Annotated in this window: 9 protein-coding genes and 1 riboswitch; of the genes, 7 read left to right on the top strand and 2 right to left on the bottom strand. The window is 69.8% G+C overall.

Going from position 1 to position 13,029, the window contains the following annotated elements:
• Positions 1 to 10 precede the first annotated feature (10 nt).
• Entirely contained in the window at positions 11 to 1,417 is a 1,407-nt protein-coding gene (locus tag JIAGA_RS32425; RefSeq protein ID WP_084470123.1) for a helix-turn-helix domain-containing protein, read from the top strand.
• 88 nt (positions 1,418 to 1,505) lie between these two features.
• Here the strand turns inward: JIAGA_RS32425 and JIAGA_RS32420 are convergent, their stop codons facing one another.
• A complete protein-coding gene (locus JIAGA_RS32420; protein WP_211239851.1) occupies positions 1,506 to 2,456 on the bottom strand; it encodes an EamA family transporter in 951 nt (316 codons plus the stop codon).
• 199 nt (positions 2,457 to 2,655) lie between these two features.
• Positions 2,656 to 2,886: riboswitch (cobalamin riboswitch) on the top strand.
• Positions 2,887 to 3,060: 174 nt separating this feature from the next.
• On the opposite strand from JIAGA_RS32420, the gene JIAGA_RS0125615 reads away from it, so the two are divergent.
• The 3 genes from JIAGA_RS0125615 to JIAGA_RS0125605 are packed head-to-tail and all read left to right on the top strand — an operon-like array spanning position 3,061 to position 7,999.
• A complete protein-coding gene (locus JIAGA_RS0125615; protein WP_026877861.1) occupies positions 3,061 to 5,715 on the top strand; it encodes a ribonucleoside-diphosphate reductase subunit alpha in 2,655 nt (884 codons plus the stop codon).
• Positions 5,716 to 5,735: 20 nt separating this feature from the next.
• Complete coding sequence (locus tag JIAGA_RS0125610) at positions 5,736 to 6,728, top strand: ribonucleotide-diphosphate reductase subunit beta (RefSeq protein ID WP_026877860.1); 993 nt, start codon at positions 5,736 to 5,738, stop codon at positions 6,726 to 6,728.
• Positions 6,729 to 6,736: 8 nt separating this feature from the next.
• Positions 6,737 to 7,999 (top strand): Nramp family divalent metal transporter, encoded by a 1,263-nt coding sequence (locus JIAGA_RS0125605; RefSeq protein WP_026877859.1) that lies wholly within the window; start codon positions 6,737 to 6,739, stop codon positions 7,997 to 7,999.
• A 115-nt stretch (positions 8,000 to 8,114) separates the two neighbouring features.
• Here the strand turns inward: JIAGA_RS0125605 and JIAGA_RS0125600 are convergent, their stop codons facing one another.
• The gene (locus JIAGA_RS0125600; RefSeq protein ID WP_026877858.1) at positions 8,115 to 8,912 is read right to left on the bottom strand and encodes a thioesterase family protein; all 798 of its coding nucleotides are present in this window, start codon (positions 8,910 to 8,912) and stop codon (positions 8,115 to 8,117) included.
• Positions 8,913 to 9,122: 210 nt separating this feature from the next.
• Here JIAGA_RS0125600 and JIAGA_RS0125595 point away from each other — a divergent pair, with 210 nt between their 5' ends.
• From JIAGA_RS0125595 to JIAGA_RS0125585, 3 genes are all read left to right on the top strand, one after another.
• On the top strand, positions 9,123 to 10,379 hold the full coding sequence (locus tag JIAGA_RS0125595; RefSeq protein ID WP_026877857.1) for a Cys-Gln thioester bond-forming surface protein: 1,257 nt from the start codon (positions 9,123 to 9,125) through the stop codon (positions 10,377 to 10,379).
• A 422-nt stretch (positions 10,380 to 10,801) separates the two neighbouring features.
• Complete coding sequence (gene pdhA / locus JIAGA_RS32415) at positions 10,802 to 11,989, top strand: pyruvate dehydrogenase (acetyl-transferring) E1 component subunit alpha (RefSeq protein ID WP_051426513.1); 1,188 nt, start codon at positions 10,802 to 10,804, stop codon at positions 11,987 to 11,989.
• Positions 11,986 to 13,020, top strand: coding sequence for an alpha-ketoacid dehydrogenase subunit beta (locus JIAGA_RS0125585; protein WP_084470122.1), 1,035 nt, complete (start codon positions 11,986 to 11,988; stop codon positions 13,018 to 13,020). The genes pdhA and JIAGA_RS0125585 overlap by 4 nt, the downstream gene beginning before the upstream one ends.
• Positions 13,021 to 13,029 lie beyond the last annotated feature (9 nt).

Raw genomic sequence — 13,029 nt, 5'->3', positions numbered from 1 at the left:
CAATACTGTCATGACAGAAGACCAGCCAGCAACAGTGGACGAGGCGCCGCTCCCGACGCCCGTCGGGCAGCGTATCCGGTCCCGCCGGTTGGAGCTCGGCCTGTCCCAGGCCGAGATCGCTGAGGGCATGCTGTCTCCCAGTTACGTCTCCCTCGTCGAGAGCGGACGCCGGCAGCCGGCGGCGTCGGCGCTCGCGCACATCGCCGAGCGGCTGCGCATCGACGTCGAGTATCTGCGCGACGGTGTCGACGCGTCCGTGCGCACCAAGGCCCGCCTCGCGCTCGGCCGCGCCGAGATGGCGCTGCGCGAAGGCCGCGCCGACGCGGCGTACGAGCAGTTCACCGAGCTGGTCGGCGATCCGGGCCTGAACGACGAGCAGAGCCGTGGCGCTCGGCTCGGCCGGGCCCTCGCCCGCGAGCTCAAGGGTGACCTCGAGGGCGCCATCGAGCTGCTGTCGGAGTTGGCCGACGAGGCGCGCCAGTCGCCCGCGGTCCAGTCCTGGCTCGACGTCGCGATCGCGCTGACCCGCTGCTATGACCGCGCCGGCGACTTCGACATGGCCATCCAGATCGGTGAGGAGGCCCGCCGCTCGGCGGCCGACCTCGGCCTGGAGAGCACCGACGAGTACATCCGGCTCGGGTGCACCGTGCTGGGCGCCTACGGCGGCCGCGGCGACATGGTGCGGTCCAAGGCGCTCGCCGCCGAGCTGGTGGCCGCCGCCGATCGCATCGGCGCCCCGCAGACCCGCGGCGCGGCGTACTGGAACGCCTCCCTCGTCGCGGAGTCGCGTGGTGAGCTGGCCCTGGCGCTCAACCTGGTCGACCGGGCGCTCGCCATGTTCGGTGAGGGTGACGACCTGCGCAATCTCGCCCGGCTGCGGGTGGCGCACGCGTGGCTGCTGCTGCAAGGCAGCGAGCCGGACGCGCAGAAGTCGATCGAGATACTCGACGGCGTCGAGGACAACATCAAGCGTTACGGCGGCAAGACCGACATCGCCACCTTCCACGTCCGGCGCGCCGACGCCCTGCTCCAGTTGGGCCGGCTCGACGAGGCACGGACGGCGGCGGAGGCTGCCCTGACCGAGCTGGGCCGCGAGCAGCCGCGGGTCGGTACCGCGCTGGCCCAGCTCAGCCTGGCGCGCATCCTGCGCGCGCAGGGCGAGGTCGACGAGAGCATCCGGGTGGCGGCGCTGGCCGCGACCATGCTGGAGTCCATGGGTGCCTCCCGGGTCGCCGCGTCGGCCTGGCGTGAGCTGGCCGACCTCTACCGTGACCTCGGTCGCGCCGACGAGGCCCTCGACGCCTACGACAACGCGCTGCGCTCGGTCCGGGTGGCGCCGCGGCTGGGCACCGGCATGGTCGACGAAGACCCGACCGCTGGTATCGAGATCGCGCGTTCGGAGCTGACCAGCACCTAGGGGCCGTCGAGCTCGTCCATGATCATGTTCCCTCGCGGTCCGCGAAAGGGCCGTAAGGGAACATGGTCATGTGCGCGTGCAGAGCGGGTCACACGCTGGTGACCTCCGCCGCCCGATCCCGGGCCTTCGCCCGTCTGGCCGGTCGCTCACTGCTGACCACGAGCGTCACCCCGCCCACCACCAGCGCGCCGCCGCCCAGCACCACCGCCGTCACCGGCTCGGAGAGGATCGCCCAGCCGAGCAGCACGGCGACCACCGGGTTGACGTAGGCATAGGTGCCCACCAGCGACAGCGGCGCGTTGGCGAGCGCGTATCCGTAGGCGGTGTAGCCCACGATCGATCCGATGACTATGAGGTAGAGCAGCGCCAGCCAGCCGCGGGCCGGCACGGCGCCGGGGTCGAACCCCGCGGCTTCGCCGGTCGCGACCGACGCCAGCGTCAGCAGGACACCTGCGGCGAGCATCTCGTAGGCCGATGCCACCAGCGCGTTGCGGGGCAGGCCGAGTCGTGGGGAGAAGTAGGACCCGCAGGCCCACGACACCGTCGCGAACAGCAGCACGAGCATGCCCCACGGTTCGACACCGTCGATTCCGCCGCGCGGCAGGCTGATGACGCCGACACCGACGAGCCCGATGAGAACCCCGGTCCAGGTCATGGCCGGGGGCCGTTGCCCGCCGGCTACCTGCAGCAGGACGAACCACAGCGACACGGCGGCGACGATGAGCGCGGCCAGGCCGCTGGGCACCGTCTGTTCCGCGACCGCGACCATGCCGTTGCCCAGCACGAGCAGCAGGAGGCCCATGGTGGCCGCGCCGCGCAGTTCGCGGCCGGTGACCCGCAGCCGGTTCGGTCCGTGCCGCACGGCGATGAAGCCGGCGAGCAGCAGCCCGGCCGCCAAGAAGCGGGCGCCCATGCCGAGCAGCGGCGGCATGTCGGCCTCGACCATGATCCGGATGCCGAGATAGGTCGATCCCCACACCACATAGACGGCGATGAGCGCCGTCCAGATCATGGCCGGCCGGGCATGCGAGGGCGTCACGAGCGTCTCCAGGGATGAGTGCTGGACCGGCGTACATTCTGGGGCAGCCGGCCGACACGGCGACAGCGAGTTTCCGCCATCTAGTCCAGACATCGCGTCACGTGAGCGTCCTGGGCGGCCTGCGGTCTTGCGCCCGGTTTGGCGGACCAGCGCGCGAGATACTAGATGTAGGTGACTTGCATCTTTGTAACTACCAGATAGTGTGTCTGGTGCAGCTGGTTCTGCCGGTCAGCCAGATCGGTGGAGGCAACAGGGAACCCGGTGTGAGTCCGGGACTGCCCCGCAGCGGTGAACGGGAACGACCGCCGTCATCAAGCACTGGGCCGCACGTTCGCGGCCTGGGAAGCGACGGCCAGTAGGTGGACTGCCATCATCCGGATGGCCGCCCCGCGCCCGTGAGTCCGAAGACCTGCCAGCGCACCGCACGCCCAACCGCGTGTGGTGGTCCGCGGCCCCCGAGGGAGGGGCCAGGGGGCGATACGGCGACGTACTCACCGCCGCTCCGGGCGTTTCTCGTCCCGGCGCGACGCCGACGGCGCATCTCTCCTGGGCTTCCCCCGGCGCCGGCCGCGGGCCGAGCCAGCCGAGCTCGCGAGGAGAGAGCATGAGCGTCAACGTCGTCAAACGTGACGGATCGGTCGAGCCCTACGACGGCTACAAGATCGCGGCCGCCATCGAGGCCGCCAGCGTCGGGTTGGACAACCAGGTCGCCCGCGTCACCCAACTGCAGTCCGAACTCGAGATCACCCTCTTTGACGGCATCACCAGCCAGCAGCTGGACGAGGCGGTGGTCCAGGTCGCGCTGCAGAACGTCCGCGACGACCCCGCGTTCGACACCGTCGCGGCCAGGGTCCTGCTCAAGACCGTCTACAAGCGAGTGCTGGGCGACTACGAAGGCCCTGCGGAGCTCGCCGACCTGCACCGCACGAGGTTCCCCGGCTACGTAGCGGAGGGCGTGGCCGCCGGGCTCCTCGACGAGCGGCTGGCGACTCACTTCGACCTGGACCGGCTGGCCGGCGCGCTGGACCCGTCCCGCGACGACCTGCTCACCTACACCGGTGCTGTCACCATGAACAACCGGTACATGATCAACGACCGGGACGGTCACCGCCTCGAAGTGCCGCAGTTCTTCTGGATGCGGGTGGCGATGGGCCTGTCGCTGAACGAGCCCGGAACCGCGGCCGCCACGTCCGCCGCACTGGCGTTCTACGAGAAGATGTCCCGGCTCGACTATCTCGCGGCCGGATCCACGCTGGTGAACGCCGGCACGGCGTACGCGCAACTGTCGAACTGCTTCGTCATGGAGATGCACGACGACATCGAGCACATCGCCAAGAGCGTGCGCGACGTCATGTGGCTGACGAAGGGCACCGGCGGCATCGGGCTCTCGGTGACGAAGCTGCGCGCCGAGGGCTCGCCCATCCGCAGCAACAACACCGTCTCGACCGGGCCGATCCCGTTCATGCACACCATTGACTCGACGTTGCGGGCGGTCTCGCGCGGCGGCAAGAAGTTCGGCGCGCTGTGCTTCTACATCGAGAACTGGCACCAGGACTTCCAGCAGTTCCTGGACCTGCGGCAGAACGCCGGCGACCCCTACCGCCGGGTCCGCACGGCCAACACCGCGGTCTGGATCTCCGACGAGTTCATGACCCGAGTCGCGAACGACGACGACTGGTACCTGTTCGACCCGCTCGACGTCCCGGACCTTCCCGAGCTCTATGGAGCCGCCTTCAGCCGGCGCTACGCCGAGTACGTCGCCGCCGCCGAGGCCGGGGAGCTGCGGACCTTCACCAAGATGAAGGCACGCGAGCAGTTCCGGGCCATCCTGATCAGTCTGCAGACCACCTCGCACCCCTGGCTGACCTGGAAGGACACCATCAACAACCGGGCTCTGAACAACAACACCGGCACGATCCACCTGTCCAACCTGTGCACCGAGATCACCCTGCCGCAGGACCGGGACAACATCGCCGTCTGCAACCTGGCGTCGGTGAACCTGTCCCGGCACCTCGTGGAGCGGCGAGGTGAGGAAGCGAACGCGGCCAGAAGTACAGCGGGCCTTCGTATTGATTGGGACCGGTTGCGCGACAGCGTCCGGCTGGCGGTACGCCAGTTGGACAACCTGATCGACATCACCATCTCGTCGGTGCCGGAGTCCGAGCGCTCCAACGAGCTCAACCGGGCCGTCGGCCTGGGCATCATGGGCTTCAGCGACGTCGTGGAGCGGCTCGGCTGGTCGTACGAGAGCGAGCAGGCGTACGACCTCATCGACCGGGTGATGGAGTTCATCAGCTTCCACGCCATCGACCAGAGCGCCGACCTGGCACGCGAACGCGGTTCGTACGCCAACTTCGAGGGGTCCCGGTGGAGCCAGGGCATGGTGCCCATCGACACCGTCGACGTGGCCGAGCGTGAGCGCGGGGTGCCCGTCACCGTGTCGCGGTCCAGCCGGCTGGACTGGGACGGCCTGCGTGCCAAGGTGCGCGGCGGCATGCGCAACGCCACCCTCATGGCCATTGCCCCGACGGCGTCCATCGGCCTGGTGGCCGGCACCACCCCCGGTCTGGACCCGCGGTTCTCGCAGCTGTTCAGCCGGGCCACCAGCTCCGGCAAGTTCCTCGAGGTCAACCCCAACCTGGTGGCTGCTCTCAAAGCGCGCGGGCTGTGGGAGGAAGTGCGTGAGGACCTGCTGCGCGCACAGGGCGACGTGGCGGCGCTGCCAGCGGTCCCGGCCGACCTCAAGGCCGTCTACAAGACGTCGTTCCAGCTCTCCCCGTACGCGTTCATCGAGGTCGCGGCGCGGGCACAGAAGTGGATCGACCAGGCGATCAGCCGGAACATGTACCTCGAGACCCGTGACATCGGCGACATGGTGGACATCTACTCCGCGGCCTGGGCCAAGGGCGTGAAGACCACCTACTACCTGCACGTGAAGCCACGGCACACGGCTGAGCAGAGCACCGTCCGAGTGAACAAGTCCGAGTCGCTGGTCGGCACCGGTGGTGGGACGGCGCCGTCGCCTGGTTCCCGGCGAGGCTTCGGCGCCGCCACCCGGCCCGCGCCGCCGCTCCCGGTTGATCTTGGAGAAACCGCGGAATCCCCGTCCGATTCGTCCCAGTTGATTCCGCGAGAACTCCAAGATCAACCGAACGGGAGGGGAGCGGGAGCCGAACTGGACGTCGTCGACACCGGTCACGACGCAGTCGCCTGCCCCGTCGACCCGCAGGAACGCCTGCAGTGCGAGTCCTGCCAGTGACCGGAGAGGAGAACGCCCCGATGAACTCGACGATTCTCGGCACCGGCATCCAGGAGGGCCTCCTGCTCAAGCCGGTCCGCTACCCGTGGGCCTACGAGCTGTACAACCAGGCCGTCGCCAACACGTGGTTCCCGCACGAGGTCCAGCTCGGCGAGGACATGGCCGACTTCAAGCGGATGACCGACGAGGAACGGCACGCGCTGACGTTCCTCATGAGCTACTTCAACCCCAACGAGCTGCTGGTCAACAAGGCACTGGCGTTCGGCGTGTACCCCTACCTCAACGCGGCCGAGGCGCATCTGTACCTCGCCAAGCAGATGTGGGAGGAGGCCAACCACGTGATGGCCTTCGAGTACGTGCTGGAGACGTTCCCGATCGACCGCGCCCGGGCCTACGAGGCGCACACCACGGTGCCGTCCATGGTGGCCAAGGAGGAGTTCGAGGTCCGCTACATCAAGCGGATGTCCGAGCAGACCCTCGACGTCACCACGCTGGAAGGCAAGCGTGACTTCGTCCGCAACCTCGTGGCCTACAACATCGTGCTGGAGGGCATCTGGTTCTACAGCGGGTTCATGGTGGCGCTGAGCTTCCGGCAGCGGAACCTGCTGCGCAACTTCGCGTCGCTGGTCGACTGGATCGTGCGCGACGAGAGCCTGCACCTCAAGTTCGGCATCAACCTCATCCTGACGGTGCTGGACGAGAATCCCGAGCTGCAGACGCCGGAGTTCGCCGACGAGATCCGGCAGATGATCCTCGACGGGGTAGCGATGGAGGAGCTGTACAACCGTGACCTGCTGCCCACCGGCATCCTGGGCATGAACGCCGACTACATCAACCAGTACGTCAAGTACCTCGCGGACCGGCGGCTGGAGGAGCTCGGGTTCGAGCCGCACTATCGTGTCGCCAATCCAGCGAAGTGGATGGCGACCGCGAACGACACGCTGCAGTTGGTGAACTTCTTCGAGTCCATCAACACCAGCTACGAGGTCGACGCTCGGGCCGGCGGAGGGTAGGAGACGGCATGTACGTGCGGGTGCGCCGGCGGCGGCCGGATTCGGCCGGCGCGCCGCCAGCCCGGCTGCCCGGTGCAGGGTTGGGCCTGCTGGGCCCGGCTTTCGTGGCCGCGGTCGCATACGTCGATCCGGGCAACGTCGCCACCAACCTGTCCGCGGGCGCCGGCTACGGCTACCTGCTGGTGTGGGTGCTGGTCATGGCCACCGCGATGGCCGGGCTGGTGCAGTACCTCTCGGCCAAGCTCGGCGTGGTCACCGGGGCGTCGCTGCCGCAGGTGTTGCGCGACCGGATGCCGCGCGGCGGCCGCATCGCCTATTGGCTGCAGGCCGAGGTCGTCGCCATGGCCACCGACATCGCCGAGGTGGTTGGCGGTGCCATCGCGCTGAACCTGCTGTTCGGCATCCCGTTGCCGCTCGGCGGCATCATCACCGGCGTCATCTCCATGGCGGTCCTGACCGTCCAGGACGGCGGGGGGCAGCGGGCGTTCGAACGGGTGATCACCACCGCGTTGCTGGTCATCGCTGTGGGGTTCGTTGCCGGACTGGTCGTGCAGCCGCCCGATCCGGCCGGGGTGGCCGGCGGCATGGTGCCGCGGTTCGAGGGCACCGAGACCGTCCTGCTCGCGGCCGGCATGTTCGGCGCGACCGTCATGCCGCACGTCGTCTATCTGCATTCGGCGTTGGCCCGGGACCGCTTCGGTACCCGTCCCGAGCCCGGCCGGATCGGCCGGTTGCTGACCGCGACACGCGTCGATGTCGGTGTCGCGATGGTGGTGGCCGGCGGTGTCAACATCGCGCTGCTGCTGGTCGCGGCGGCGTCGTTGCGGGGCGAGGACGGCACAGACACCATCGCCGGCGCGCATGAGGCGGTGGAGTCCGGGCTTGGCGTCGCCGTCGGCGGGCTGTTCGCGGTCGGCTTGCTCGTCTCGGGGCTCGCGTCGACGTCGGTCGGCTGTTACGCGGGAGCGGTGATCATGGAAGGCCTGCTCCTGCGGCGCATCCCGCTGCTGCTGCGCCGGTTGATCACCCTGACGCCGGCCGTGGCGATCCTGACCACCGGTGCGGAGCCGACCTGGCTGCTGGTGCTGTCGCAGGTGGTGCTGTCCTTCGGCATCCCGTTCGCGATCATCCCGCTGGTGGTGGTGACGTCGCGGCCGTCGGTGATGGGACGGTGGGCGAACTCCCGGCTGACGACGACGCTCGCGGTGCTGGTCAGCGTGGTGGTGGTGACGCTGAACGTGGCGCTGCTGGTGCTGACGATCGCCGGCTAGGGGTGCGCGGCCATCCGTCCGGGGCGGGGCGTTCTCCCGCTGCACCAGGCAAGCATGGGTGGTGCGGCGAACACACCCATGGTGGACGTGATCATTTGGGGGCGGGGTGGCGGCGTCAGGTGACGCGGATGCGGGCCAGCTGGCGCGACTGGGCGACGAGGGAGCCGTCGGCGTCGTACACCTCGGCCTCTTCGTCGAACCAGCCGTCGCGGACCAGCCGGCCGCGCAGGTGCACCGTGAGCCAGCCCGGCGCCGGCAGGCTGCGGGTCAGCACGGTCAGCTGCACGGTCGGCGCCCAGCCCAGCCGGCCCAGGCCGAACACCGTCGGCGGCAGCGAGTCGACCGCGAGCGCCAGGACCACCGGGTCCGGCTGGGTGCCGTCGGCGAGGCGGACATGGCCGCGCATGGACAGCTGGCCCGCTGGGCGGCCGGAGAACCAACCCAGCGTCTGCGGGTCAAGTCGCAGGTCGACGTGCTCCAGGAGGCCGACGTGGGTGCCGTCGGGAAGGTCCACCACGGCGGGGATGCACTCGTCGATGGGTGCCACCGGCTCCGGCGGCGGGCCGACCCACTCGACCGGAGAGGTCCGTGACAGCGTGCTGGTGGTGATGGTGGCCTCGACGCGGGACTCGCCGTCCTGAACCAGCCGCGCCCGCAGGGTCTCGATGGTGCGGCCGGTGCGCACGACGTCGACGTGGACCTCGGCCGGGCCGGCAGTCGGTGGCGTGACGAAGTGGGCGTTGGTGCTGACCGGGTGGGGGTGTGTCGACTCGCTGAGCGCCGCCCTCAGGATGAGGGCGAGCAGGTAGCCGCCGTTCGGTACGTCGCCGACGGCCCAGGTCCCGTCGATGTCCACGGCGTGCAGGCCGGGGGCTTGCTGGCGGGTCGCCGACGCTTCATCGAAGTCAGGCACGGGTCAAGACCCTATGCGACATGACGGTGCCTGCACAGGGCCAGTCACAACCCGGCGGCGGGCATCCGGTGACCGACTTGCCCGAATAAACGACAAGTCTTCCGTTTCATGTTGATCACCGCTACGATCCCCCGGTTCGGGGGAATGCGCCTGCCGGCAGGCACGCGAGCTGGTGGGCGCTCGCATTTGCTGAATCCACGAAGGAGTTCCATGCCCACGCATGTCCGCAGACTGCGACTCGGCGCCGGCCTCGCCGTCATAGCCGGGGCGGCGATTCTCACACCCACCACCGCCGTGGCCTTCGACGTCGCCGACGCCGAGGCGAAGGCGGAGATCCACCCCGAAGGCAACGTCCCCGGCTACACGGTCAACCGGGCCGGCGGTGGCACCGTCAATGCCATCCTGCTCGGCCTGCTCGCCGACGACGGGGCCGAGCTGAAGACCTACTGCGTCGAGATCGACGTCCCGATCAACGACGACAGCGGGATGACCGAGGTGCCCTGGGACGCATACCCCGAGCCCGACGCGCCGTTCACCGAGAACGCCGACCACATCCTCTGGGTGCTGCAGCACTCGTACCCCGTGGTGCCGGTCGAGGAGATCGAGTCCGCGCTGGCCGGCGACGTCGAGTTCAACGACGGGCTGTCGGTCCGGGAAGCCATCACCGCCACCCAGGCGGCCGTCTGGTCCTACAGCGACGCGGCGCAGCCGAACCTGGACGACTTCACCAACCAGAACGCCGCCACCGACGCCGACGTCCGGGCTCTGTACGAGTACCTGACCGGCGACGACAACGTCGGCATCGGCGAGCAGCCGGCGCCGGCCCTGGCGCTGGAGCCCGGGTCGCTGACGGGTGAGGCCGGCAGCGTCATCGGGCCGTTCACCGTCACCACCACCGCCGAGACGGTGGACGTCACGGCCGAGCTGCCCGAGGGCGTCGAGCTGGTCGACGCCGACGGCGCGGCGCTGCCCGCGCAGGTGGGCGACGGCGCCACGTTCGGTGTCGACGTCCCGGCCGAGGCCGAGGAGGGTTCGGGCACGGTCCACCTGCGGGCCGAGGCGTACCTGAACGTCGGGCGGCTCTTCGTCGGGTCCACCGAGGAGATCCGGACCCAGTCGCTGATCCTCGCGCAGTCGGCGAAGACGGAGCTGACGGTCGAGGGCACGGTCGACTGGACCGTCGCCCCGACGCCGACGGAGACGCCGACCCCGACGCCGACCGACACGCCGACGCCGACCGAGACGCCGACGCCGACCGAGACGCCCACGCCGACCGACACCCCGTCGCCGTCGGAGACGCCCACCCCCACCGACTCGCCGACGCCGAGCGACACCCCGTCGCCGACGCCGACCGAGCCGGGGGAGAACCTGCCGGACACCGGTGCTTCGCCGGCCCTGCTGGTCGCGATGGGCGTGGCGCTCATGGGTGCGGCGGCCTTCCTGCTGCGCCGGAGGTTCGTCGCCTGACCTCGTCGTAAATGATCACGTGGCGTTGGGGTGCTCCCGCTTCACCAGGAATGCTTGCCTGGTGGAGCGGGAGTTCTCCGTGTATGGCGATGATGCTCGGACGACCTAGGGATTAGTCGGACGACAGACGACTTGTGCGGTCGGTGCAGCGTTGCGCTGGTGAACTTTGTCTGAATCGACGACGCCCCCGAGGCAGCCCACCGGGCAGGCTGACAGAAGCTGCCGGCAGAGCCTCTGCCGCCGGGGTGCCCGCGCCGACCGCGTTCTGGGTACCGTGTGCGGTAGAACGGTCGTGACGGAGGTCACGGACGGCGTCACGACGAGGAGCGGGAACCCACCCGTAGCTCCCCTCCCCGTCGAGACGGTCACGAGACACGGGCTCGCGCGGCAACCCTGCGCCGCCCACGACGTGAAGGAGACCCATGACTGTCGAGACGGTGGCCGACCCGGCCGGGGCAGTTCCGCCCGAACCCGAGCTCGTCCAGCTGCTCACGCCGGAAGGGCAACGCGTTCCGCACGACCACTACGACGCGCTGATCAGTGACGTTGACGCTGTCGCCGTCCAGCAGATGTACCGCGACCTGGTGCTGACCCGCCGCGTCGACAGCGAGGCGGTCGCGCTGCAGCGGCAGGGTGAGCTGGGGCTGTGGGCCAGCCTCCTGGGCCAGGAGGCCGCCCAGGTCGGCTCGGCGCGGGCGCTACGCCAGCAGGATCACGTCTTCCCGACCTACCGCGAGCACGGCGTGGCGCAGTGCCGCGGCGTCGACCCGCTGCGCCTGCTGGCCCTGTTCCGCGGCGTCGACCAGGGCGAATGGGACCCGCGGGAGACCGGCTTCCACCTGTACACGATCGTCGTCGGCGCGCAGACCCTGCACGCCACCGGGTACGCCATGGGCATCCAGCGTGACGGCGCCATCGGCACCGGCGACCCCGACCGCGACGCCGCCGTCATCGCGTATTTCGGCGACGGCGCCAGCAGCCAGGGCGACGTCAACGAGTCGTTCATCTGGGCCAGCGTCACCAACGCCCCGGTCGTCTTCTTCTGCCAGAACAACCAGTGGGCCATTTCCGAGCCGCTGGAGCGGCAGACCCGGGTGCCGCTGTACCGGCGCGCCGGCGGGTTCGGCTTCCCCGGTGTCCGCGTGGACGGCAACGACGTGCTCGCCTGCCTGGCCGTGACGCGAGAGGCGCTGCAGCGGGCCCGCGACGGCGAGGGCCCCACGCTGGTCGAGGCGTTCACCTACCGCATGGGCGCGCACACCACCACCGACGATCCCACCCGGTACCGCCTCAACGCCGACCTGGAGCACTGGAAGCTCAAGGACCCGATCGAGCGGGTGAAGGCGTACATGATCCGCAGTGACCTCGCCGACCAGGCGTTCTTCGACGCTGTGGAGGCCGAGGCCGAGGAGCTGGCCGTGCACCTGCGGGCGGCCTGCCGGGAGCTGCCCGAACCCACCCCCACCTCCATCTTCGACAACGTCTACGTGGAGCCCACGCCGGACCTCGTCGCCCAGCGCGAGGCCATGGCGGCTTACCTCGACACGTTCGACGTGGGGGAAGAAGAGTCCCACGCCCGAGCAGGCATCTCCGGGGAGGTGGCCCGATGACGCAGACCGGAACCCACGCCGCCACGGGCGGGCAGAACGCCGGGGCGTCCGCTCCGGCCACCCTCAACCTCGTCAAGGCCATCAACGCCGGGCTGCGGCGGTCGCTGGAGAACAACGACAAGGTCCTCGTCATGGGTGAGGACGTCGGCAAGCTCGGCGGCGTCTTCCGGGTCACCGACGGGCTGCAGAAGGACTTCGGCGAGGACCGCGTCATCGACACCCCGCTGGCCGAGTCCGGCATCGTCGGCACCGCCGTCGGCCTCGCGCTGCGGGGCTACCGGCCGGTGTGCGAGATCCAGTTCGACGGCTTCGTCATGCCGGCGTTCGACCAGATCGTCAGCCAGGTCGCGAAGATGCACTTCCGCTCCGGCGGCCGGTTGCGGATGCCCATCGTCATCCGCATTCCCTACGGCGGCAGCATCGGCGCCGTCGAGCACCACAGTGAGAGCCCGGAGGCGTATTTCGCCCACACTCCGGGGTTGAAGGTCGTCACCTGCTCCAACCCGCTCGATGCGTACTGGATGATCCAGCAGGCCATCGACCTGGACGACCCGGTGGTGTTCCTGGAGCCCAAACGCCGCTACTACGAGAAGGCCGAGGTCGACGTCGACGGGTCGCCAGACCTGCCGCTGGAGGCCGCCCGGGTGGTGCGGCCCGGCACCGACGCGACGGTGGCCGCGTACGGCCCGATGGTCAAGACCTGCCTGGACGCCGCCACGGCGGCCACCGAGGACGGCCGGTCGCTCGAGGTCATCGACCTACGCACGCTGTCGCCGCTGGACCTCACCTCCGTGTACGAGTCGGTCCGGCGCACCGGCCGGCTGGTCGTGGTGCACGAGGCGCAGCGCACCCTGGGTATCGGCGCCGAAGTGGCCGCCCGGGTCACCGAGGAGTGCTTCTACTCCCTCGAGGCCCCGGTCCAGCGGGTCACCGGCTACGACACGCCCTACCCGCCGGCGCGGGTGGAGGAGGAGTACCTGCCCGATCTGGACCGCGTGCTCGATGCCGTCGACCGCACGTTCACGTTCTAGGGGGCCGGC

Source organism: Jiangella gansuensis DSM 44835 (assembly GCF_000515395.1).
Classification (GTDB): Bacteria; Actinomycetota; Actinomycetes; order Jiangellales; family Jiangellaceae; genus Jiangella; species Jiangella gansuensis.
The sequence above is the reverse complement of the archived record's forward strand: the minus strand, read 5'-3'. Positions and strand labels throughout refer to the sequence as shown.